Annotated in this window: 22 protein-coding genes; 5 read left to right on the top strand and 17 right to left on the bottom strand. The window is 69.7% G+C overall.

The genetic code is table 11. From position 1 onward, the window contains the following. Positions 1-143: 143 nt before the first annotated feature. From EDF42_RS04755 to rplS, 5 genes are all read right to left on the bottom strand, one after another. On the bottom strand, positions 144-491 hold the full coding sequence (locus tag EDF42_RS04755; protein WP_111086073.1) for an Lsr2 family protein: 348 nt from the start codon (positions 489-491) through the stop codon (positions 144-146). A gap of 105 nt (positions 492-596) precedes the next feature. Further along, a complete protein-coding gene (locus EDF42_RS04750; RefSeq protein WP_111086072.1) occupies positions 597-920 on the bottom strand; it encodes a DUF2469 family protein in 324 nt (107 codons plus the stop codon). Between the two features lie 273 nt (positions 921-1193). Beyond that, the gene (locus EDF42_RS04745; protein WP_123671623.1) at positions 1194-1892 is read right to left on the bottom strand and encodes a ribonuclease HII; all 699 of its coding nucleotides are present in this window, start codon (positions 1890-1892) and stop codon (positions 1194-1196) included. After that, on the bottom strand, positions 1889-2632 hold the full coding sequence (gene lepB, locus EDF42_RS04740) for a signal peptidase I (protein WP_111086070.1): 744 nt from the start codon (positions 2630-2632) through the stop codon (positions 1889-1891). Before lepB ends, EDF42_RS04745 begins: the two co-directional genes overlap by 4 nt. Before the next feature lie 133 nt (positions 2633-2765). Continuing rightward, positions 2766-3122 (bottom strand): 50S ribosomal protein L19, encoded by a 357-nt coding sequence (gene rplS, locus EDF42_RS04735; protein ID WP_123339832.1) that lies wholly within the window; start codon positions 3120-3122, stop codon positions 2766-2768. Positions 3123-3289: 167 nt separating this feature from the next. On the opposite strand from rplS, the gene map reads away from it, so the two are divergent. Further along, entirely contained in the window at positions 3290-4081 is a 792-nt protein-coding gene (gene map, locus EDF42_RS04730) for a type I methionyl aminopeptidase (protein ID WP_123671622.1), read from the top strand. Between the two features lie 194 nt (positions 4082-4275). Here the strand turns inward: map and trmD are convergent, their stop codons facing one another. The 8 genes from trmD to aroA all read right to left on the bottom strand — a co-directional run bounded on the left by trmD (position 4276) and on the right by aroA (position 13832). Next, positions 4276-4968, bottom strand: coding sequence for a tRNA (guanosine(37)-N1)-methyltransferase TrmD (gene trmD, locus EDF42_RS04725; protein WP_123671621.1), 693 nt, complete (start codon positions 4966-4968; stop codon positions 4276-4278). 5 nt (positions 4969-4973) lie between these two features. Continuing rightward, positions 4974-5519 carry a ribosome maturation factor RimM gene (rimM, locus tag EDF42_RS04720; RefSeq protein ID WP_123294799.1) on the bottom strand — a complete coding sequence of 182 codons (546 nt, stop codon included), beginning with the start codon at positions 5517-5519 and terminating at the stop codon, positions 4974-4976. Between the two features lie 19 nt (positions 5520-5538). After that, positions 5539-5775, bottom strand: a complete 237-nt coding sequence (locus EDF42_RS04715; RefSeq protein WP_111086067.1) for an RNA-binding protein — start codon at positions 5773-5775, stop codon at positions 5539-5541. A 3-nt stretch (positions 5776-5778) separates the two neighbouring features. After that, a complete protein-coding gene (rpsP, locus tag EDF42_RS04710) occupies positions 5779-6192 on the bottom strand; it encodes a 30S ribosomal protein S16 (protein WP_111086066.1) in 414 nt (137 codons plus the stop codon). 164 nt (positions 6193-6356) lie between these two features. Then, the gene (locus tag EDF42_RS04705; RefSeq protein WP_123671620.1) at positions 6357-8477 is read right to left on the bottom strand and encodes an FAD-dependent oxidoreductase; all 2121 of its coding nucleotides are present in this window, start codon (positions 8475-8477) and stop codon (positions 6357-6359) included. A gap of 4 nt (positions 8478-8481) precedes the next feature. Further along, positions 8482-9306, bottom strand: coding sequence for an SDR family oxidoreductase (locus EDF42_RS04700; protein WP_123671619.1), 825 nt, complete (start codon positions 9304-9306; stop codon positions 8482-8484). An 84-nt stretch (positions 9307-9390) separates the two neighbouring features. Continuing rightward, complete coding sequence (locus EDF42_RS04695) at positions 9391-10560, bottom strand: acyl-CoA dehydrogenase family protein (protein ID WP_123671618.1); 1170 nt, start codon at positions 10558-10560, stop codon at positions 9391-9393. Beyond that, on the bottom strand, positions 10557-13832 hold the full coding sequence (gene aroA, locus EDF42_RS04690; protein ID WP_123671617.1) for a 3-phosphoshikimate 1-carboxyvinyltransferase: 3276 nt from the start codon (positions 13830-13832) through the stop codon (positions 10557-10559). The genes EDF42_RS04695 and aroA overlap by 4 nt, the downstream gene beginning before the upstream one ends. Before the next feature lie 119 nt (positions 13833-13951). Here aroA and EDF42_RS04685 point away from each other — a divergent pair, with 119 nt between their 5' ends. Then, positions 13952-15091: a glutamate--cysteine ligase gene (locus EDF42_RS04685; RefSeq protein ID WP_185003039.1), complete on the top strand. Its 1140-nt coding sequence runs from the start codon at positions 13952-13954 to the stop codon at positions 15089-15091. Between the two features lie 365 nt (positions 15092-15456). On the opposite strand, the gene ffh is transcribed toward EDF42_RS04685, so the two are convergent. Beyond that, entirely contained in the window at positions 15457-17010 is a 1554-nt protein-coding gene (gene ffh / locus EDF42_RS04680; RefSeq protein WP_123339840.1) for a signal recognition particle protein, read from the bottom strand. Positions 17011-17053: 43 nt separating this feature from the next. Then, positions 17054-17737 carry a hypothetical protein gene (locus tag EDF42_RS04675; RefSeq protein WP_123671616.1) on the bottom strand — a complete coding sequence of 228 codons (684 nt, stop codon included), beginning with the start codon at positions 17735-17737 and terminating at the stop codon, positions 17054-17056. Positions 17738-17826: 89 nt separating this feature from the next. Between EDF42_RS04675 and lipB the strand changes: the two genes are divergently transcribed. Both lipB and lipA read left to right on the top strand, forming a co-directional pair. Then, a complete protein-coding gene (gene lipB / locus EDF42_RS04670) occupies positions 17827-18597 on the top strand; it encodes a lipoyl(octanoyl) transferase LipB (protein ID WP_123671615.1) in 771 nt (256 codons plus the stop codon). After that, on the top strand, positions 18594-19577 hold the full coding sequence (gene lipA / locus EDF42_RS04665) for a lipoyl synthase (protein ID WP_123671614.1): 984 nt from the start codon (positions 18594-18596) through the stop codon (positions 19575-19577). The genes lipB and lipA overlap by 4 nt, the downstream gene beginning before the upstream one ends. 162 nt (positions 19578-19739) lie before the next feature. Here lipA and EDF42_RS18635 read toward each other — a convergent pair whose 3' ends face one another. Beyond that, a complete protein-coding gene (locus EDF42_RS18635; protein ID WP_139199230.1) occupies positions 19740-19898 on the bottom strand; it encodes a DUF4175 domain-containing protein in 159 nt (52 codons plus the stop codon). A gap of 59 nt (positions 19899-19957) precedes the next feature. Then, a complete protein-coding gene (gene ftsY, locus EDF42_RS04660; RefSeq protein ID WP_111086057.1) occupies positions 19958-20827 on the bottom strand; it encodes a signal recognition particle-docking protein FtsY in 870 nt (289 codons plus the stop codon). A 217-nt stretch (positions 20828-21044) separates the two neighbouring features. Here ftsY and EDF42_RS04655 point away from each other — a divergent pair, with 217 nt between their 5' ends. Beyond that, the gene (locus EDF42_RS04655) at positions 21045-22073 is read left to right on the top strand and encodes a TerC family protein (RefSeq protein WP_111086101.1); all 1029 of its coding nucleotides are present in this window, start codon (positions 21045-21047) and stop codon (positions 22071-22073) included. The last annotated feature ends 130 nt before the right edge of the window (positions 22074-22203 follow it).

The following is a 22203-nucleotide window of genomic DNA, read 5'->3' as shown; positions in this document are numbered from 1 at the left end:
CCACGGCAACGATCGCGGGAACGGACAGCGCGGATGGGCGCCGATGAAGACTCTGTGGAATGAGACGACGACGATCCCCCTTGGGGAGGAATGACGAAGGACCCGGGTGATCGCGATCACCCGGGTCCTTCGTCGACAGCGGCTCAGTGTGCGGCTGCGTACGCTTCCTGCACCTGGGTCGAGATCCGACCACGGGTCGAGACCTCGTAGCCGTTCTCCTTCGCCCACTCGCGGATCTTGCCGAGCTCTTCGGAGTTGCCACGCTTCGGGGCCGACTTCGGCGCCGTGCTGCCGGTGCGACGACCGGAGACCTTGCGCGCGGCGGCGATGTAGTCGGAGATCGCTTCGCGGAACTTGTCGACGTTGTCGTTCGTCAGGTCGATCTCGTACGACGAGCCGTCGAAACCGAATTCGACCGTGCGACCTTCACCGGTGGTGATGGGGGAATCGTCGAGGTCGTCGACGAGCTGGACGGTGACCTTCTGTGCCATGCGCGGCTCCTGTTCATTGGACGGGAAATCCCGACCAGAATAGCGCGTGGAATTCCGGCACGTCACCAGTCACCGGCGATTCACCGAATGCACCGGAATTGACGATCACTCGTCGAGTGCCAGTTCCTTCGGCAGTTCGAGTTCTCGCGATGTCAGTTCTTCGACATTCACGTCCTTGAACGTGAGGACGCGGACGCCCTTGACGAACCGGTCGGAACGGTAGACGTCCCACACCCAGACGTCGTTCATCGTCAGTTCGAAGTAGAAATCGTGTTCGGTGTCCCGGCGCACGAGTTCGACCTCGTTCGCCAGGTAGAAACGCCGCTCGGTCTCGACCACGTAGCGGAACTGCGACACGACGTCGCGGTACTCGCGGTACAGGGCCAGCTCGACCTCGCGGTCGTAGTCGTCGAATTCGTCCTCATCCATTGCGCCCACAGTCTACGGCGGCAGTCGCACCAGTGCGCGACACCCCCTCAGCGATGTGCCTCAGCGCCGCGAACGTGAAGGTCGAACGACCCCGAGGCCGGCTGCTCCCCAAGGAGCCCACCGAGGTTCCACAACACGCCGTGTGCGCTCCGCCGAGGTTCCGCGGCGGCACCGGGCATGCGCCGAGATGCCGAGATTTCGGAACCTCACCAGCCGGCGCCGGGGCAGGGCGCGAGGGCCACAGGCACGGCAGCCCGGGGCGACGGCGCCGGGTCAGCTGACGAGCGCGTCGAAGCCCTCGAGTGACACGCTCGACGCCTGGTGCAACCACGACTTGCGGTGCAGCGCGTGCGCCCCGACCGCGCGGATGGCGTCGTAGTGCGCGGTCGAGCCGTAGCCCTTGTTCGACGCCCAGGCGTAGTGCGGTGCCTCGTCGTGGGCAGCGATCATCAGGGCGTCCCGCGCGACCTTCGCCACGATCGACGCCGCGGCGACCGAGGCGCAGTCCCGGTCGGCCTTGACCTGCACGACGACCTCGAGCGGGTCCGTCGTCGGACGGAGCGAAACGGGGACGGCACGGGTCAGCCAGTCGAAGGACCCGTCCAGCACGACGACGGCGCCGTCGAGCGACAGGCCACCGGCGACCAGCGACTCGAGCGCCTGCGCCCCTGCGGCTCCGAGCGCCGGGACGATCCCCTGCCGGTCGACGTACTCGGCGGACGCCATGCCGACGGCGGTGCGCGCCCAGCGGGTGACGACGGGGACCAGGTCCGTGCGGCGGGTGGCGGACAGCAGCTTCGAGTCGGCCAGACCCTGCGGGACCCGCCCGACGTCGATCGTCACGGCCGCGACGCCGACGCCGACGGGACCGGCGATCGCACCGCGTCCGACCTCGTCCATCCCGATGACCGTGACACGGCCTTCGGCCAGCAGTCGCTTCTCGACGCGGAGGGACGGGCGGACGGGGGTCACTGGTCGCGCTCCTCCACCCCGGCGAACACCTCGGGGTGGTCGTCGAGCCACGTCCAGCGGCTCGTCGGCCAGGAGATCACGAAGGCGCGGCCGGTCACGTCGGACAACGGCACGAACCCCTTCGACGGTGTGTCCCCGTTGTAGCGGGAGTCCTTGGAGTCGTTCCGGTTGTCGCCCATCACCCAGATGGTGCCCTTCGGCACGGTGACGGAGAAGTCGGTCGCCGACGCGGGAGCGCCGGCCGGCAGCTTGAGGTACGGCTCCTTGATCGGGACGCCGTTCACGGACATCTGCCCGAGGTCGTTGCAGCAGGAGACCTTGTCCCCCGGCAGACCGATCACGCGCTTGATGAGGTGGTCGTCGCTGTCGCCCGTCCCGAGGCCGATCTGCGTCAGGACCCAGTCGATCGCCTTGGCGGGCTGGGTGTCCGGCGTGACGCTCGGCACCTCGGACCCGGCGAGCCATCCACCCGGGTCCTTGAACACGACGACGTCGCCGCGTTTCAGTGCCACGACACCCGGGACGAGTTCGTTGACGATCACGCGGTCGTTGATCTGCAGCGTGTTCTCCATCGACGCCGACGGGATGTAGAACGAGCGGATCAGGAACGTCTTGACCAAGAACGACACGAGCAGCGCCGCGATGAAGATGATGACGAGGTCGCGGAGGAATGTGAGGATCCCGTTGCGCTGCTTCTCGGGCCGGGGCCTGCGCCCGGATTCCTCAGTCGTGTCCGTCATTTCCGCTCTCGTTCACACCGTGCCCGCCCGGGTTCAGCGGGCGCAAAGGGAAAGCCCCCCGTCGATGCACAACCGTACATCGGCGAGGGGCCAGCAGCGGCGTCCGGCTCGCGGGCGCTCACTGTGAAGGCGATCAGGCGTCGCGCTTCTCCTTGATCTTGCGGCGGGCCGCCTTGCCGCGCAGTTCGCGCAGGTAGTAGAGCTTCGCGCGACGAACGTCACCCTTGGTGACGATCTCGATGTGGTCGATGATCGGCGAGTGCACCGGGAACCAGCGCTCGACGCCGACCTGGAAGCTCACCTTGCGGACCTTGAAGGTCTCGCCGATGCCGTGGCCCTGGCGGCCGATGACGACACCCTGGAAGACCTGGATACGCGAGCGCGTGCCTTCGACGATGTTCACGTGCACCTTGATGGTGTCACCGGCGCGGAAGTCCGGGACGTCGGTCCGCAGCGATGCTGCGTCGACGTTGTCGAGGAGCTGGCTCATGGCTGTTCTACTCTCTGCGGACGCACACGGGTCGCCGCGGATCGATGTCTGATGAAGTGGTGGTGCGTGCCCGGTGTCGGCGACTCCCCCGTGGCAGAGTCCAGCCAGGGCACAGCGGTCCATACTGCCACACGGAACGCCGCGGGCAAAACAGCGAGGATGGACCCATGATCGAACTGCGAACCCCCACGGAACTCGACGGCCTGCGCGTCGCCGGTCGGTTCGTGGCCGATGTCCTCGACGAACTGCTCGACACCGTCGACGTCGGCGTGAACCTGCTCGAGCTCGACCGCGTCGCCGCGCGGATGATCGCCGACCGGGGTGCCGAGAGCTGCTACGTCGACTACCACCCGTCATTCGGCAAGTCGCCGTTCGGCAAGAACCTGTGCACCTCGGTGAACGACGCCGCGCTGCACGGTCTGCCGTTCGACCACGTGCTGCAGGACGGCGACCTCGTCAGCCTCGACTTCGCCGCGAGCGTCGACGGCTGGGTGGCGGACTCCGCCGTGTCGGTGCAGGTCGGGACGCCCCGCGACGAGGACCAGACGCTCATCTCGACCGTCGAGCGCGCCCTGGCCGCTGGCATCGCGCAGGCTGCGCCGGGCAACAAGCTCGGCGACGTCTCGCACGCGATCGGGCACGTGGCGAAGGAGGCGGGCTACAGCGTCAACCTGCAGTTCGGCGGGCACGGTGTCGGTCACACGATGCACGGCGACCCGCACGTGCCGAACGACGGGCGACCCGGTCGCGGTCTGAAGCTCCGGCCGGGGCTGGTGGTCGCGATCGAGCCGTGGCTCATGCAGGGCACCGACGAGCTGTACCAGGACGACGACGGCTGGACGCTCCGGAGCGTCGACGGCTCACGTGCTGCGCACGTCGAGCACACGGTGGCGGTCACCGAGGCCGGACCCGAGGTCCTGACCCTGCGTCGCGCCCAGCGCGCCGACCCGACCGCCTGAGGGACTGGAGGCGCGGTGCGGTCCCGCCCCGCGCCTCCCGTCCGTCACGGGTCTCGACCAGTGCCCCAAAGCGACAGAACTCGGCTGTGGCCGCCGTCATGTGCGCGACAGCGACAGTTGGCCGCGGATGTTCCGCGGCAGACTGTCGCTTTCGCGAAAACGACAAGCAACAACCGACCACCAACGCACGCCCGTCAGGCAGGCGGCAGCAGGTCCGGCCGGACGCGCCGCGTCCGCTCCACCTGCTGCTCGTGTCGCCACGCAGCGACCTTGCCGTGGTGGCCGCTGAGCAGCACCTCGGGCACGTCGTGGTCGCGCCAGGACGCGGGCTTCGTGTACGAGGGGTACTCGAGCAGGCCGTCCTCGTGGGACTCCTCGACCAGGGACTCGGGGTTGCCGACGACGCCGGGGACGAGTCGCCCGACGGCCTCCATCATGGCCATCGCCGCGACCTCGCCGCCGTTCAGCACGTAGTCGCCGAGCGAGAGTTCGACGACCGAGCAGCGTGACGCCGCCCATTCGAAGACGCGGGCGTCGATGCCCTCGTACCGCCCGCAGGCGAACACGAGGTGGTCGGAGGTCGACGCGAGCGAGCGCGCGATGGACTGCTTGAACGGCGTGCCGGCGGGCGTCGGGACCACGAGGGTCGACGAGCCGTCCGGCCGCAGCAGGGCGTCCAGCGCCTGCGCCCACGGTTCCGGCTTCATCACCATGCCGGCGCCGCCGCCGTACGGGGTGTCGTCGACGGTGCGGTGCCGGTCGGTCGTCCAGGAGCGCAGGTCGTGCACGTGCAGGTCGAGCAGCCCACCGGAGCGGGCCTTGCCGAGCAGGGACACGTCCAGCACGGAGAAGAACTCCGGGAAGATCGTGACGATGTCGATCCGCACGGCAGCTAGTCCGTGACCGTCTCGGGCCGGGAGGTGTCCTCGGGGTCCTCGAACAGACCCTGCGGCGGCGTGACCGTGACGGTGCCGGACGCGATGTCGACAGCGGGCACGATCGCCGCGACGAACGGCACGAGGACCTCGCCGCGCGACGGGGTGTCGATCGCGAGCAGGTCCTGCGCCGGCATGTGGTCGACCCGGGCGACGGTGCCGACCTCGACGCCGTCGCGCAGCACCTTCAGCCCGACCAGCTGGTGGTCGTACCAGGCGTCGTCCTCGCCGGTCTCGGCGTCGGCGTCCTGCTCGACCCAGAGGATGATCCGGGCGAGCGACTCGGCGCCGGTGCGGTCGTCGATCCCGGCGAAGAACGCGACGGGGTGACCGTTGTACCAGCGGAGCTCGTCCAGCTCGAGGGTCTTGCCCGACCACGGTGAGTCATCGGGGACCTGGAGCGTGAACGTGGCACCGGGGGTGAACCGACGATCCGGGTCGTCGGTGTAGAGCTCGAGCTTGATGCCGCCCTTGAGCCCGTGTGCCTTCGTGATTCGACCCACCCGGAGCTGGGTCGTCTCCCTAGGAATCGGTGTCGACCACGTCGACCCGCACACGCTTGCCGTCGGCCAGGGCCGAGACGAGGGTGCGGAGTGCCTTGGCGGTCCGCCCGGCACGACCGATCACGCGGCCGAGGTCCTCGGGGTGCACGCGCACCTCGAGGACCTCGCCCCGCGGGGAGGTGGAGCTGGCGACGCGCACGTCGTCAGGGTGATCGACGATCCCCTTGACGAGGTGCGTCAGCGCGGATTCGAGCAAGGACTACGCCTCGGTCGTCTCGTCGGCGGTCTCGGCGTCGTCGGTCTTGGCGGCGGGAGCCGTCTTCTCCGACTTCGGCTTGAGGACGGCCTTCTTCGAGGAGTCGACCTGGAAGGCCTGCTTCGGCTCGGCGACCTTGACCTTGGACGCGGTGTCCTTCTCGCCCTTGAACTTGGCCCAGTCGCCGGTCAGCTTGAGGAGGGCCGCGACCTGCTCGGTCGGCTGCGCGCCGACGCCGAGCCAGTAGAGCGCACGCTCGGACTCGATCTTGATGACCGAGGGCTCCTCGGTCGGGTGGTACTGACCGATCTCCTCGAGGACACGACCATCGCGCTTGGTGCGCGAGTCGGCGACGACGATGCGGTAGTAGGGCGCACGGATCTTACCGAGACGCTTCAGACGGATCTTGACAGCCACAATTGCTCCTGTTTGCTTACGTTGTGGTTGAACTGGAACCGCGGGCGTGGGGGCACACACGGTGAAAGCTCGAGAGAGATCGCTCACAGCTGGATAGAGGGTCGAGCTGCGGCGATTCGACCGTTCATTCTTACAGATTCCGGGCCGCGATGCGAGCCGACGCGCTACGGCGCGAGTCGCCGGACCGCTTCGAGGGCCTCGGACGTCGCGCGGACCGCATCCACGCTCCGTGCGTCGCGTGCGCCACCGACGACGGCGAACGGCACACCGGCGGCTTGGAGGCCCGTCACGAGTCCGTCACGCACGTCACCCTCGGTGTCGATCGCGCGTTCCTGCCCGGCGCAGACCACGACGTTGTCCGCCGGGATCGCACGCTCCTCGCCGTGCTCGTCGCGGATCCAGAGGGCACCGGGCTCGATGCGCAGGTACTCCTGCACGCCACCGACCATGCGCACCCCCGCGTCACGGAGGCGACCGATGGCGACCCAGCGCGAGGTGATCCCGACGCCCTGCCCGAACTTGCCCGATCGGCGGAGCACGGTGACGTCGGAGCCCGGCCGGATCGTGCGCGACGCAGCGGGCAGCCGCTGGGGGACGTCGCCGACGAGCTCCTCGGAGACGTCGAGGTCCCAGCGCGCCGCGAACTCGGTGGCGCGGACCGACTCGTCCGGCGACTCGGTCAGGAACGCTGCGGTGTCGACGCCGATGCCGCCGCCGCCGATGATCGCGACGGTGCCGGCCGGCACGCCCTCGCGCAGTGCCCGCTCGTACGACAGGACGTGCGGCAGGTGTGCACCGGGGACGTCCACGTCGCGCGGGACCACCCCGGCGGCGAGCACCACGGCGTCACTGTCGGCCAGGTCCGCAGTCGTGGCCGGGCGCCCGAGGTGCACCGTGGCTCCTCGTTCGTCGAGCTCGGCGCGGGCAGCCCGCACGGTGGCGGCGTAGTCCTCCTTGCCGGGCACGAGCGCGGCGAGGCCGAACTGGCCGCCGAGCCGGTCGGCGGCTTCCCACACGGTGACGCGGTGCCCGCGTCGGGCGGCATCGACGGCTGCGGCGAGACCCGCCGGTCCCCCGCCGACGACGTCGACGCGCTTCGGGTCGGTGGTCGGACGCGCGGGGAACGCGACCTCGCGGGCGGCGCGCGGGTTCACCAGGCAGGACACCGGCGCACCGATGATCGAGCGGTCGAGGCAGGCCTGGTTGCAGCCGATGCAGGTGTTCACCAGCGCGAACCGGCCCGCGAGCGACCGGTTCACGAGCGAGGAGTCGGCGAGGAACGGTCGGGCGAGCGCGACGGCGTCGATGGTCCCGTCGGCGAGGACGGTCTCACCGTCGCGCAGGTCGGTCATCCGGTTCGACGCGATCACCCGGACGTCGGGGTACGACGAGGCGCGCACGACCCCGGCGATGCGCGCGGCGTAGGCGAGCCAGGCACCGTGCGGCACGGCGGCCTGCACGGTCGGGGTGCGGGACTCGTGCCAGCCGATCCCCACCGAGATGCCGTCGAGCCCGAGCGGCAGCAGGTCGTGCACCAGGGCGTCGACGTCGTCCTCGGTCGACGAACCGGGCATCAGGTCGGCGCCGGAGAGCCGGATCGTCACGGCCAGGTCGGGCACCGCCGCACGGACGGCCTCGACGACCGACACCGTGAAGCGCCGTCGACGCTCCGGCGAACCGCCCCACTCGTCGTCACGCAGGTTCGTCAGCGGCGACTGGAACTGGTTGATGAGGTAGCCCTCGGACGCCATGATCTCGACACCGTCGAACCCGATGTCGCGCGCGGACCGGGCCGCGGCGGCGAAGTCCTCGATGGTGCGCTCGATCTCGGCCGGCGTCAGCTCGGTCGGCACCACGCCACGGGCGGCCGCCCAGGGCAGGGCCGACGGTGCCACCACGCGCTGAGGGTCCCCGTGCCGGTCGACCATCCCCGCGGCGAGCGCGTACCGCCCGGCGTGGAACAGCTGCGCGAGGATCGTGGAGCCCTCCTCGTGCACGGCGTCGACCGCCGTGCGGAACCGCTCGTCCGCTCCCCCGACACCGAACACGGCGAAGTCGGGGCCACCACGGGCCTCGTCGTTCACCGCGATGCCGCCGGTGATGATGCACGCGGCACCGCCGGCAGCACGTTCGCGGTAGAACGCCGCCATGCCGGCCCCACCGTCGTCGTGCACCTCGAGTCCGGTGTGCATCGACCCCATGACCACCCGGTTGGGCAGGGTCAGGGGGCCGAGTGTCCACGGCGAGGAGACGACGGCGAGCTCGGGCAGGGCGACGGTGCTCATGCCCCTACTCTGCCGGAGGGAGCACTGCGTCGCGCAGCGGCGACGTCGTGTCCGCCCAGAACGGCGGGGCGATCACGGTCAGACCGCCGTCCACCGAGAGCACCTGCCCGGTGATGTACCCGGCCTTGTCCGACAGCAGGAAGTCGACGGCGTCGGCCATGTCGTCGGCCGTCCCGGGGCGCTGCAGCGGGAGCTTCTCGAGGACGGTGTCCATCGGCGCCTGGCCGGGGACCTTCGTGTAGAAGTACTCGAGCGAGTCGGTGTCGATGAGGCCGCCGTTCACCGCGTTGACGGTGATCTGGCGCGGACCGAACTCCACCGCCATGTACTTCATGTACGCCTCGCTCATGGCCTTGGCGGCACCGAGTGCGGCGTAGGTCGGGAACGCCCGGAGCGATCCGTACGACGTCACGACGACGATGCGGCCACCCCGGTCCATCAGTTCCGCCGCGCGCTGGGCGCCGAGCACGAACGAGCGGGCGTTCGTGGCGTAGCTGCGGTCGAGGTGGTGCAGCTTGAGGTCGGCGACGGGCTTGAACGCGCTGGCCGCGGCGTTCGCGACGAACATGTCGAGGCGTCCGTAGGTGTCGCGCACCAGGTCGAACAGGGCGTCGATCGACTCCGGCTGCTCGATGTCGACCTGCGCCGTGACGCCGTCGCCGCCGGCCGCCCTGACGTCGGCCAGGGACTCCTCGGCCAGGTCGGCGTTGCCCTTGTACGTCACCACGACGGTGACGCCGCGCTGGCCGAGCTTCTGCGCGAGCAGGCGGCCGATGCCGCGCGAAGCGCCCGTGATGAGTGCGATGGGTGCGTTGGTGCTGTGGGTCACTTCGGTCCTTCAGGTGGGTGGGTGACGGACGGGAGGCGCGGGGCGGGCCCGCACCGCGCCTCCCGTCCGGTACTGGGTTGCGGTCTAGAACCCGGCCTTGCCGGTGACGACGGCACGACCGACGACCAGCTTCTGGATCTCGTTGGTGCCCTCTTCGAAGCGCTGCGCGCGCGCGTCGCGGTAGACGCGTTCGATCGCGTTGCGCTTCCAGTAGCCCTGGCCGCCGTGCACCTGCAGGGCCTTGTCGGTGACGCGGGCGAGCATGTCGACCGCGACCATCTTCGAGGCACTGGAGAGCGTGCCGGCGTCCGGGCGGTCCTCCTCGTACGCGCGCGCGGCCTCGAGCACCAGGGCGCGGGCGGCGGCGATGTCGGCGTAGTTCTCGGCCAGGTAGAACTGGATCGCCTGGCGGCTGGACAACTGCTTGCCGAACGTCTCGCGCTTGTTCGCGTACTCGACCGCGAGCTCGTTCGCACGCTCGGCGAGGCCGACGGCGCTCATGGCGACGGACACGCGACTCGGCAGCAGGAAGCCGCCGAGCGCGACCTCGAGCCCCTGCCCCTCGGCGCCGAGCAGCGCACTGGCCGGCACGGGCACGTCGGTGAAGCGCAGGATCGCGTGGTCGGTACCGCGGATGCCCATGGTGTCGGAGTCGTCGATCACCTCGGCACCCGGCAGCCCGCTGTTCGGCATGAGGAACGCGACCGTGCCGTCCTGACCGCTGGTGCCCTCGAGCCGCGCGGCGATGAGCCAGTAGTCGGCTTTGACACCGAACGTGATGAGGTGCTTCTCACCGTTCATGACGTAGGTGTCGCCCTCGCGGCGGACGGTGGTGCGGATGTCCGCGCCGGTGCCGGCCGTGGCCTCGGTCAGGGTGAACGCGACGAGCTTGTCGCCCGCGACGCTCGGCTTGACGACCTGCTCGATCTGCTCCGGCGTCGCGTAGGGGGCCATCGCGCGCCAGGTGCCGTTGATGACGTGCACGAGCATCCGGATCGACGCGTGCGAACGCGAGACGATCTCCATGATCTCGAGGTAGCGCGAGAACGGGATGGCCCGTCCGCCGAGCTCGGTCGGGGCGGCGAGGCTGAGCCACCCGTTGTCCTTGAGCTCCTGGAACAGCTCCGGGGCGACCCGGCCGGTGCGCTCGATCTCGTCCGCCCACTCCTCACCGCGGCCGCGGACCCACTCGGTGACCTCGGCCTTGAGCTGCTGGAAGGCGGATTCGGTGGCGGTTTCCATGACCAGCGTCATCGTGTCTCGTTCTCCTTCGTGGTGCTCGCGGCGACGAGCGCGGCTGCCTGCTCACGCAGGACGTTCTTCTGGACCTTGCCGACGGCGTTGCGCGGCAGTTCGTCGATGGACTCGAGCCGCTCTGGCCAGTAGTACTTGCTCACGCCCGCCTTGTCGAGCGCCTGCTGCATCGCCGCGAAGTCGAGCCGCTCGGCACCGGCAGCCGGCACGACGAACGCGCAGGCACGCTCACCGAGTCGGGCGTCCGGCATCGCGACGATCGCCACGTCGGTGACCAGGGGGTGCTGGTAGAGCAGGTTCTCGATCTCAACGACCGGAATCTTCTCGCCCCCGCGGTTGATGACGTCCTTGATCCGGCCGGTGATCGACAGGAAGCCGTTCGCGTCGACCTTCGCCAGGTCGCCGGTCCGGTACCAGCCGTCCTCGGTGAAGACGTCGTCGGTCAGGTCCTGGCGGTCGAGGTACCCGTCGAACATCGTCGGCGAGTGCAGCTCGAAGTTGCCCTCGGTGTCGGCGGGGAGCTCGTGGCCCTCGTCGTCGACGATCCGGATCCGGATGCCCGGCAGCGCGCGACCGTCGTGCCCGTACGCTGCCGCCGGGTCGTCGCTCGGGCTGGACAGCGCGCCGAGGCAGGTCTCGCTCGTGCCGAACGCGCCGAGGATGGCCGTACCGAGCACCGTCGCGGCCCGCTGGGCGAGGGCCCGGGGCACCGCGGCACCGGTCGGCACGAAGATCCGCAGCGACTCGGGCTGGGCGGCACCGGCTTCGACCAGGTCGACGAGGTCGGTCAGGAACGGGGTCGCGCACTGCACGAACGACGCCTTCGCGACGCCGAACGCCTGCTCGAGCGCGACGGCGCCGTCCCACACCGGCTGGATGACCTGCGGCGCACCGAGCCGGAACGCCAACAGCATGCCGTACAGGAAGCCGGTCTGGTGCGCGAGCGGCGACGGGATGTAGATCCGGTCCGCGCTCGTCAAGCCCGACTGCGCGACGTGCATGGCCGTGGCCAGCCCGAGGGTGCGGTGCGGGTGCTGCACGCCCTTCGGCTCACCCGTCGTGCCGCTCGTGAACAGCAGCTGGCAGACGTCGTCGGGGCCCGGCGCGCGCGAGGTGATCTCGTCGACGTCCACGTGCACGGCGTCGAGGGCGTTGTCGAAGTACCGCCAGTGCCAGTCGCTCGTGGCCACCCGGTCCAGGGCGTCGGCCGGCAGCGGCGGCTGGTTCGTCGGGGCGTCGACCTGGCCGCGCGCCTCGGACCGGAGCACGATGACGTGCTCGACCGACAGCCGGCGCTGCTGGGCCTTCGCCTCGTCGATGACGTCGAGGAGCTCGAGCGCGGGCCGGCGCTTGCGGAACACGTTCGGCAGGAACACCACACGGGCGCGGGACCGGGCGAGCGTCATCGTCGTCTCGCGCGGACCGAACACCGGCATGATCGGCGTCGCGACCGCACCGATCTGGATCGCCCCGAGGGTGATGGAGACGAACTCGCGCCAGTTCGGCAGCTGCATGGCGACCGACTCGCCCGTGCGGACCCCGAGCTCGAGCAGGAGCGCGGAGACCTTGTCGGCCTCGTCCTGCAGTTCCCGCCACGTGGTGTGCACGGGTGCTGCGCCGCCGACCTCGATGACCGCGAGGCCGTCGGGATCGGTCGTCGCGAGCGTGCGGACCTTCTCGCTCAGCACGAGGGGGTCGGCGTCGACACCGGCGAGCGCGAGCGGCTCCGGGGTCGTGGGAGCGACCGGCTGCTGCTCGCCGTCGGTGCGCTCACCATCGGCGCGCTCACCGTCGGCCCGCTCACCGTCGGCCCGCTCACCGTCGGCCCGCTCGCCATCGGTGCGCTCGCCGAGGTCGGTGCGCGCGTCGGCGATCGCGGCGGCCTCGGCCGCGTCGGCCCGGTCGTCGCGGGCGATCTGCGCGGCGAGGGCGTCGCCGACCTCCATGTCGAGGCCGACGGAGTTCATCGCCTCGAGGAACGTCGGGTACGAGATCCGGTAGGCCCGCGGGTAGGTCAGCCCCGAGGTGCCGCGCGCCTTCGAGGCGGCGACGGCGAGCGACATCAGGACCCGGTGGTCGTTGAACGACGACATCTGCGCGCCGTGGAGTCCCTCGGCCCCGACCCCGGTGACGCGGAGCTCGTCGGCGCCCTGCTCGGCCCGACCACCCATGCGGTTGAGCTGCAGCATCGCGGCGACGCGGTCGGACTCCTTCAACCGGATGTGGGCGACGTTCCAGAGCCGGGTGGTGCCCTCGGCGAAGGTGGCCATGGTCGACAGGACCGGCAGCAGGTCGGGGATCGGCTGGCAGTCGATGTCGAGCGGTCGCAGCGGGGAACCGTCGTGCTCGATGCGCACGAACCCGGTCTCCTCGTCGATCCGCATCGGGACGCCCATCGCCGTCGCGAGGTCGAGGAACTCGCTCTCCGGGTGGTCGGTCTCGGCGGTGGTGAAGGCCGTCATGCCGCGCAGGAGCAGGTTCGACTCGCGGATGCCGGCCGCGGCGATGCCGAACGCGGCGGAGCCGATGTCCGGCGGGATGACGTAGTCGTGCGGGGTGGCCTGCTGGTTCGCCGGGATCCGGTACTCGAGCCAGTCGTCGGAGACCTCGACCGTCAGGCCGAACTGTCGCATCATCCGGACGGTCAGTTCGACGTAGGGCTGCTCGTTGAGCCGGTCGCCGGTGATGTGGATCCGGGTCTCCTGCTCGGCGAACGGGGCCACGAGGAGCAGGCCGGAGACCCACTGCGACAGGGTGCCGGCGATCGTGACGTCGCCGCCGCGGGGGCGCTTCGGCTGGACGGTGACGGGCGGGCAGTCGTTCGTCGCCTCGAGCTCGATGCCCATCTGGGTCAGCGAGGTGAGCAGCGCCTTGATGGGCCGGCGCTGGAAGTACTTCATGCCGACGAGCGTCATCGGCTCGTCGGCGAGCGACGCCAGCCCGGTCATGAAGTAGAGCGTGGTGCCGGAGGACCCCATGTTCAGGATGCCGTCGGCGCCACGGGACCCGTGGTCGACGACGTCGGTGGCCTCGTACCGGCCGCCCAGCCCGGTGACGTGGTACTCGTCCCCGCGACGCCGCACGTCGACGCCGAGGGCGCGGAGCGTGCCGACGGTCCACTCGACCTGGCGGGTGGCGCTGATGCCAGAGACGATGCTCGTCCCCTTCGCCAGCGATGCGAGCACCAGCGCGCGGTGCGCGTGGTACTTCGAGACCGGGACGTCGAGTTCACCGACGAGTGGTGCGGACGTGCCGCGCACGACCAACTGCATGCGTACCTCTTCCTGCTCTGTACATATCAACGGTACGCCCGGTGTGGAACTACTGTGAATCGGATCCGCACGACCAGAAGCCGCCGTCGTTGTGCGTGTCCGACAACCTTCCGGGCAGGATGTACAGCATGGACATCCGCTTCACCGAGTCCCCTCCGTCGACCATCGGCGTCGAGTGGGAGCTCCCGCTGGTCGATCTGTCGACCGGCGACCTCGCGCCCCGTGCCCCTGCCGTCATCGCGGCCGTGCACGAACGACTCGGCGATCGCGAGCGGGTGACCGAGGAACTCCTGACCAACACCGTCGAGGTCGTCTCCAGCGTGCACGCTCGGGTCGGCGACGCCACGAGCGAGCTGTCCGGCATCATCGGCGAGGTCATCGACGCCGCCGAGCCGCTCGACGCCCAGGTCATGTGCTCCGGCACGCATCCGTTCGCCGTCTGGGACCAGCAGGAGATCACCCCGGACAGCGAGCACTACACGACCCTGATCGACCGGACGCGCTGGTGGGGTCGGCAGATGCTCATCTGGGGTGTGCACGTGCACGTCGGCATCGACGACCGCGACAAGGCCCTACCGATCCTCGGCGCGATGCTCGCGTACGTCCCGCACCTGCAGGCCTTCACCGCTTCGAGCCCCTTCTGGGCCGGCATCGACACCGGGTACGCCTCGAACCGGGCCCTCATGTTCCAGCAGCTCCCCACCGGAGGCCTGCCGCCGGCACTCGGTGCCTGGGCGAACTTCGAAGAGGTCGTGAGCGACCTCACGCACACGGGCGTCATCGACAGCGTGAAGGACCTGCGGTGGGACATCCGCCCGTCGCCGAAGTGGGGCACGCTCGAGAACCGGGTGTCCGACGGCATCTCGACCCTGCACGAGGTCGGCGCCGTCACCGCCCTCGTGCAGTGCCTGGTCACCGCGATGTCCGACCGGCTCGACGCCGGCGAGACCCTGCCGACGATGCAGCCGTGGTTCATCCGCGAGAACAAGTGGCGCGCCGCCCGCTACGGCATGGAGGCCGAGATCATCACGAACGCCGCCGGCGACGAGCGGCTCGTGACCGACGAGGTGCACGACCTGGTGCAGCGGCTCGACCCGGTGGCCGAGCGGCTCGGCTGCCAGCAGGAGTTGCACCACCTGGACACGATGATCGCGAACGGGGCGTCGTACCAGCGGCAGCTCCGGGTCGCGCAGGAGCACGGCGGTGACCTGCGCGAGGTCGTCCGCCACCTGGTCACGGAGTTCCGCGAGTCCCTGTGACCCCGGGCCATTCCGCGTAGCTGGTCGGATCGGGCGTACCTGGTCGTTTCTTTCGACCAGGTACGCCCGATTCGGCTTCCCATCGCGCCCGTTCTGGGAAAGAACGTCGTGAGCCCGCCCCGCGCCTCCAGTCCGCGCCCACCCACCTGGTCGATCCGGGCGTACCTGGTCGATCCGGGCGTACCTGGTCGATCCGGGCGTACCTGGTCGATCCGGGCGTACCTGGTCGTTTCTTCCGACCAGGTACGCCCGATTCAGCTTTCCATCGCGCCCGTTCTGGGAAGGAACGTCACGACGTGCGCATAGACGGACGGGAGGCCCGTGGCGGATCCGCCACGGGCCTCCCGTCCGTCAGGGGGTCGCGACTAGCGACCCAGGAACTTCTGCAGGCTCGCGAGCTCTTCCTCGGTCGGCGCCTTGCCGCCCTTGGCGGCACCGCCGAGGCCGAGGCCGGAGCCCTTCGGCGCCTGCTGCGGAGCGGCAGCCGTACCGGCGGCGATCGCCGCACGCTTGGCCGGGTTGCCGACCTTCGACTTCTTCTTGCCGCCCTGCTGCTGCTTCTTGCCGCCGTGCATGCCCGGGATCGGACCCATGCCCGGCATCTGCGGCACGCCACCACGGGCGACGGTCTTCATCATCTTCGCGGCCTGCTCGAACCGGTTCACGAGGGCGTTGACCTCGGTGACCGTGGAGCCGGCACCCCTGGCGATGCGGAGTCGGCGCGAGCCGTTGAGGAGCTTCGGGAGTTCGCGCTCCTTCGGCGTCATCGACTGGATGATCGCCTCGGTGCGCACGATCTCGCGCTCGTCGAAGTTGTCGAGTGCCTCGCGCATGCCCTTGGCGCCCGGGAGCATGCCGAGCATGCCCTTGATCGAGCCGGCCTTGCGGAGCTGCTGCATCTGCTGCAGGAAGTCGTTCAGCGTGAACGAGTCGGACGCGATCTTCTCGGCGACCGCGCGGGCTTCGTCCTCGTCGAAGGCCGACTGGGCCTGCTCGATGAGCGACATGATGTCGCCGAGGTCGAGGATGCGGCTCGCCATGCGGTCCGGGTGGAACGGCTCGAAGTCGTCGAGGCCCTCGCCCGTGGAGGCGAACATGATCGGGCGGCCGGTGACGCTGGCCACCGAGAGTGCCGCACCACCGCGGGCGTCGCCGTCGAGCTTCGACAGCACGACTCCGGTGAAGTCGACGCCTTCCTGGAACGCGCGGGCCGTGACGACGGCGTCCTGACCGATCATCGCGTCGATGACGAACAGGACCTCGTCGGGGTCGACGGCCTTGCGGATGTTCGCGGCCTGCTTCATCAGCTCGGCATCGACACCGAGACGACCGGCGGTGTCCACGATGACGGTGTCGTACTGCTGGTCGACCGCGGCCTTGATGGCGTTCTTGGCGACCTTGACCGGGTCACCGACGCCGTTGCCGGGCTCCGGCGCGAAGACGTGGACGCCGGCCTGCTCGCCGACGACCTGCAGCTGCTGCACGGCGTTCGGACGCTGGAGGTCCGCCGCTACGAGCATCGGAGTGTGGCCGTCCTTCTTGAGCCACTTGCCGAGCTTGCCGGCGAGGGTGGTCTTACCGGCACCCTGCAGACCCGCGAGCATGATGACCGTCGGCGGCTTCTTCGCGAACTCGAGGCGACGCTGCTGCCCGCCCAGGATGCCGACGAGTTCCTCGTTGACGATCTGGACGACCTGCTGCGCCGGGTTCAGCGCGCGGTTGACCTCGTCGGAGAGGGCACGCTCGCGCACGGAAGCGGTGAACGCCTTGACGACCTCGAGCGCGACGTCGGCGTCGAGGAGCGCCCGCCGGATCTCGCGGACGGTGCCGTCGACGTCGGACGGAGTCAGCCGACCCTTGCTCCGCAGATTGCGGAAGGTCTCGGTCAGCCGATCGGAGAGTGAACCGAATTGCGCCATGATCCGTCGATTCTACAAGGCTCGGAGCGCGGGTCCCGGTCGGTCAGCGCAGCAGCACGCCGGGCGTGAGCTCGACCGGGGTGTCCAGCCCGACGTCGAGGACCACCGGCGCGGTCGACGGCAGGCGGTCACCGGTGGGGAACCAGCGCCGGTCCGGCGCCACCAGGATGACGAGACCGTCGACGTCACCGACCGCGGCGAAGCCCTCGCCTGCCGGGTTGGCGTAGGGCTCGAGTCCGGCGCGGCGCAGCGTCCCGACGGCACCGAGGACGTCGGGCACGGCGATGCCGACCTCGCTGACGGACAGGAGCGGAACGGCGGAAGCTGGCCCCGACACGGGTGCGACGGGCGCCGGTGCGAGTGCGGCCGCGGCGAGGTCCCGCCGTTCGATGAGCTCGAGCAGCTGCTGGTCCGGTCCGTCGAAGTACACCGATCGCGAGTTCCAGTTCGGCGGGCCCTCGAACTCGTCACGCCCGTCGGCGTCGACCAGCACCGTCGCGATCCCGGCGATCCACTCGGCAGCCACGTCGAACGTGCCCGCCGGGATCGTGATCGCGAGGTGCAGCGCACCGGTCATCCACGGCAGTTCCCGGAACAGGAGGCGCGTGGACCCCACCGCTACCTCGACCACTCCGTCGGCGCGGTCGACCGGGCAGCCGAGCCGTTCCCAGAACCGGGCGGTGGCGTCGAGCGAGCGGGTGGCGAGCTGTGCCTGGCGGATGTCCATGTCCGCCATCCGAAGCCCTCAACCACGGTTCAGGTCAAGGTCGCCCCTGTTGTTGTACTCCGTCCAGAAACCATCGTAGGCTCGCTCGCATGCCGGAACTCGAGATCGTGCGGCCTGCCGGGCTGCTCGACTACGCCGAGGGCCTCGCGCTGCAGCGGGACCTCCACGCCGCCGTCGTCGCCGGCCGCTCCCCCGGGGCCCTCGTGCTGTGCGAGCACCCGTCCGTGTACACCGCCGGCCGACGCACCGAGCCGTCCGACCTGCCGACGAACGGCGCCCCGGTGGTCGACGTGGACCGCGGCGGACGCATCACCTGGCACGGCCCCGGACAGCTCGTGGCCTACCCGATCGTCCGACTGGCCGTTCCGTTCGACGTCGTGGCGTGGGTGCGCGACCTCGAGCAGGTCATCATCGACGCGGCGGCGACCGTCGGGGTGGACGCGCGGCGCATCGACGGCCGGAGCGGCGCGTGGACGACCGGGTCCGCGCCGACGACCGGTGCGCCGCCCGCCAAGGCCGGCGCCATCGGGCTGCACGTCGCCGAGGGCGTGACGACCCACGGCATCGCGATCAACTGCGACAACGCACTCGACGCCTACGCCGCGATCGTGCCGTGCGGCATCGCCGACGCCGGCGTGACGACGCTGAGCGCCGCCGCCGGGCGTCCCGTCACGGTCGCCGACCTCGCCGACGTCGTGGTCGACCGCATCCGTGCCGCCGAGCACGGCATGCACAACGGCGACCGGATCAGTCGCGCGGCACGCAGCGCCGCGAGCATCAGCAGCGCAGCCACCAGCACCGCACCCACCAGCACCGCATCCACCAGCACTCTGCCCGCTCGACAGGAGACCCTCGTATGACCCTCGCCCCCGAAGGCCGCCGGATGCTCCGCGTCGAGGCCCGCAACGCCGAGACCCCGATCGAGACGAAGCCCGGGTGGATCAAGACCCGTGCCACCCAGGGCCCCGAGTTCCGCGAGCTGTCCGCGCTGGTCAAGGACAAGCAGTTGCACACCGTCTGCCAGGAGGCCGGCTGCCCGAACATCTTCGAGTGCTGGGAGGACCGCGAGGCCACGTTCCTGATCGGCGGCTCGCAGTGCACCCGCCGGTGCGACTTCTGCCAGATCGACACCGGCAAGCCCGAGCCGCTCGACCGCGACGAGCCCCGCCGGGTCGCCGACTCGGTCGTGTCGATGGGCCTGAAGTACGCCACCGTGACCGGAGTCGCCCGCGACGACCTGCCCGACGGCGGGTCCTGGCTCTACGCCGAGACCATCCGCCAGATCCACGAGCACTCCCCCGGCACCGGCGTCGAGATCCTGGTGCCGGACTTCAACGGCCGCCCGGACCAGCTCGGCCAGGTGTTCGACGCCCGCCCCGAGGTCTTCGCCCACAACGTCGAGACCGTGCCGCGGATCTTCAAGCGGATCCGACCGGCGTTCACGTTCGAGCGCTCCCTCGACGTCATCACGCAGGGCCGCGACGCCGGGCTCGTCACGAAGTCGAACCTGATCCTCGGCATGGGCGAGGAGCGCATCGAGATCGAGGACGCCCTGCAGCGCTTGTTCGACGCCGGCACGGACATCATCACGTTGACGCAGTACCTCCGCCCCTCACCGCGGCACCTGCCCGTGGCGCGCTGGGTCAAGCCGGAGGAGTTCGTGGCGCTGCGTGAGGTCGCCGAGGAGATGGGCTTCGCAGGGGTCCTCGCCGGCCCGCTCGTCCGGTCGTCGTACCGCGCCGGACGCCTGTGGGCACGCGCCACGGTCGCGCGTGGCGGCTCGGTTCCCGAGCACCTCTCGCACCTGCTCGACGCGACACCGGGTCGCCAGGCCGTCTGAAGCCGTCCACCCGTCCGCGAAAGCGACAGATCTCCGCCGACAGTTCGCGGCAGTCTGTCGCTGTGGCGGCACTGGTCGCGACCACGGACGGACGGGAGGCACGGTGCCAGCTGGCACCGTGCCTCCCATTCGTCCATCCGCCCGTTCAGGGCGACGCGAGCGCTATGCGCGACCGCGGATGCTCCTGAGGAGCCAGCCGATGACGGCCAGGATGATGAGGACGATCCCGACCCACAGCAGGAACTTCAGCGCACCGACGAAGATGCCGCTGAAGAGCAGGACGAGGCCGACGATGATCGCGATGATCAGGAGTGCTGGCATTGAAGGGCTCCTTCCGGTGTACCTGGACGATCCCTGTACTGCGGAGACAGTACCCGGAATCAGCCCACGAGGTTCTGCACGAACACGTGCGGGGTGAAACCGGTCAGGTCGTTGATGCCCTCGCCCTGCCCGATGAGCTTGATCGGGATGCCCGTCTTCTCCTGCACGCTGAGCACGAAGCCGGCCTTCGCGGAGCCGTCGAGCTTGGTGATGACGAGGCCGGTGACCCCGGCACCCTCGATGAACGCCTGCGCCTGGGCCAGGCCGTTCTGCCCGGTGGTCGCGTCGAGGACGAGCAGCACCTCGCTGATCTCGGTCTGCTTCTCGACGACGCGCTTGATCTTCGTCAGCTCGTCCATCAGGCCCGCCTTCGTGTGCAGGCGGCCGGCGGTGTCGATGACGACGATCTCGGTGTTGTCGCGGATCGCCTTCTCGACGGTCTGGTACGCCACCGAGGCCGGGTCCTGCCCGGGCTGCGACGGGCGGACGACGTCGACGCCGGCGCGCTCGGCCCAGGTCGCGACCTGCTCGACCGCGGCAGCACGGAAGGTGTCGGCCGCACCGACGAGGACCGTGCGGTCGTAGGTCTTCAGGAACTTGGCGAACTTGCCGATCGTCGTGGTCTTGCCGACGCCGTTCACCCCGACGACGAGCACGACGGCGGGCCGTGCGCTGAGCTTGAGCGTGGTGTCGAGCTTCGACAGCCGCTCCTCGAGCACCTCACGCAGCATGCGTTGCAGGTCGGCCGGGTCGGTCGTGCCGTAGCGGTCGACGCGCGCGTGCAGGTCCTCGATGATCGCCTCGGAGATGTCCGGACCGAAGTCGGCGCCGATCAGCGCGGTCTCGAGGTCCTCCCACGTGGTCTCGTCGATCGTCTTGCGCTGGAAGAGGCCGCGCAGCCGTGAGGACAGTGACCAGGAACTCGCCATGCTCCCAGCTTAGAGCGCGGCGCATGTCCGCTGTGCCCGGTATGCTCGGTCTCACGAAGGGGAGTATTCCCTCTCGGTGACCCCGTCAGTACGGCCCGGAACGATCCGGACCCGGGGCGCCGGTCGTGCAGCACCGGTTCCGGTGCGACACGGCGGAAGAGACCTTCAGGCCTCGGCGTACCCGCACATCAGCGGCGCGCCCTACCTGAAGGAAACCGTGGACGTCCCACTCTTCGTCTGGCTCCTCACCATCGCAGGCATCCTCGCCCTGCTGGTGTTCGACTTCTACTCGCACGTGCGCACCCCGCACGTGCCGCACATCCGCGAATCCGCGTTCTGGTCCGTGTTCTACATCGGACTCGCGATCCTGTTCGGCTTCGGCATCCTGGTATTCGGCGGCGGACAGGCCGGCGGTGAGTACTTCGCCGGGTGGCTCACCGAGAAGGCGTTGTCGGTCGACAACCTGTTCGTCTTCCTCATCATCATGACGAGCTTCGCCGTGCCGAAGGAGTTCCAGCAGAAGGTCCTGCTGGTCGGCGTCGCGATCGCCCTCGTCGCCCGAGGCATCTTCATCGCCCTCGGCGTCACGATCATCGAGAACTTCTCGTGGGTGTTCTACCTGTTCGGCGCGCTCCTGTTCTGGCTCGCGTGGTCGCAGGCCCGCAGCGGCAACGACCACGGTGGTGACGAGGGCGACTCCCGCCTGATCCGCATCCTGAAGCGCATCATCCCGACCTCGGACCACTACGACGGCGACCGCCTGACCACCAAGGTCGACGGCAAGCGCCTGTTCACCCCGATGCTCCTCGTCATGGTCGCGATCGGTCTGACCGACGTGCTGTTCGCGCTCGACTCGATCCCCGCGATCTTCGGGCTGACCCAGGACGCCTTCATCGTGTTCACCGCGAACGCGTTCTCACTGCTCGGCCTGCGGCAGCTGTACTTCCTGATCGCCGGGCTGCTCGAGCGTCTGATCTACCTGGGTCAGGGCCTCGCGGTCATCCTCGGCTTCATCGGTGTGAAGCTCGTCTTCCACGCCATGCACGTCAACGAGCTGCCGTTCATCAACGGTGGCGAGCACATCGAGTGGGCGCCGGAGATCCCGATCTGGTTCTCGCTGGGCTTCATCCTGCTGACCATCGCGGTCGCGACGACCGCCTCGCTGGTCGTCTCGAAGAAGCGCCAGGAGCGCGGGCTCACCCCCACGGGCGAGCCGAAGGAGTCGGTCGCGGCCGACGCGGAGTAAGCGTCACGCCCTGGACGGGCGGCAACGCAGACGGGAGGCACGGTGCCAGCTGGCACCGTGCCTCCCGTCTGTCCGTGGTCGCGACCAGAGCCGCGAAAGCGACAGATCTCGTCGCAGACCCACGATCCTC

Source organism: Curtobacterium sp. PhB172, assembly GCF_003752545.1.
Classification (GTDB): Bacteria; Actinomycetota; Actinomycetes; order Actinomycetales; family Microbacteriaceae; genus Curtobacterium.
Note: the sequence above shows the minus strand (reverse complement) of the source record. Positions and strands in the feature narration are given on the sequence as shown.

Excerpts from the sequence above, each read along its gene's own strand:
- EDF42_RS18635 (WP_139199230.1), bottom strand. The coding sequence starts at position 19,898 with ATGCCAGCACTCCTGATCATCGCGATCATCGTCGGCCTCGTCCTGCTC.
- EDF42_RS04750 (WP_111086072.1), bottom strand. The coding sequence starts at position 920 with ATGGATGAGGACGAATTCGACGACTACGACCGCGAGGTCGAGCTGGCC.
- rplS (WP_123339832.1), bottom strand. The coding sequence starts at position 3,122 with ATGAGCCAGCTCCTCGACAACGTCGACGCAGCATCGCTGCGGACCGAC.
- EDF42_RS04685 (WP_185003039.1), top strand. The coding sequence starts at position 13,952 with ATGTACAGCATGGACATCCGCTTCACCGAGTCCCCTCCGTCGACCATC.
- map (WP_123671622.1), top strand. The coding sequence starts at position 3,290 with ATGATCGAACTGCGAACCCCCACGGAACTCGACGGCCTGCGCGTCGCC.
- lipA (WP_123671614.1), top strand. The coding sequence starts at position 18,594 with ATGACCCTCGCCCCCGAAGGCCGCCGGATGCTCCGCGTCGAGGCCCGC.
- ftsY (WP_111086057.1), bottom strand. The coding sequence starts at position 20,827 with ATGGCGAGTTCCTGGTCACTGTCCTCACGGCTGCGCGGCCTCTTCCAG.
- ffh (WP_123339840.1), bottom strand. The coding sequence starts at position 17,010 with ATGGCGCAATTCGGTTCACTCTCCGATCGGCTGACCGAGACCTTCCGC.
- aroA (WP_123671617.1), bottom strand. The coding sequence starts at position 13,832 with ATGCAGTTGGTCGTGCGCGGCACGTCCGCACCACTCGTCGGTGAACTC.
- EDF42_RS04705 (WP_123671620.1), bottom strand. The coding sequence starts at position 8,477 with ATGAGCACCGTCGCCCTGCCCGAGCTCGCCGTCGTCTCCTCGCCGTGG.
- lipB (WP_123671615.1), top strand. The coding sequence starts at position 17,827 with ATGCCGGAACTCGAGATCGTGCGGCCTGCCGGGCTGCTCGACTACGCC.
- EDF42_RS04675 (WP_123671616.1), bottom strand. The coding sequence starts at position 17,737 with ATGGACATCCGCCAGGCACAGCTCGCCACCCGCTCGCTCGACGCCACC.
- lepB (WP_111086070.1), bottom strand. The coding sequence starts at position 2,632 with ATGACGGACACGACTGAGGAATCCGGGCGCAGGCCCCGGCCCGAGAAG.
- EDF42_RS04695 (WP_123671618.1), bottom strand. The coding sequence starts at position 10,560 with ATGACGCTGGTCATGGAAACCGCCACCGAATCCGCCTTCCAGCAGCTC.
- EDF42_RS04755 (WP_111086073.1), bottom strand. The coding sequence starts at position 491 with ATGGCACAGAAGGTCACCGTCCAGCTCGTCGACGACCTCGACGATTCC.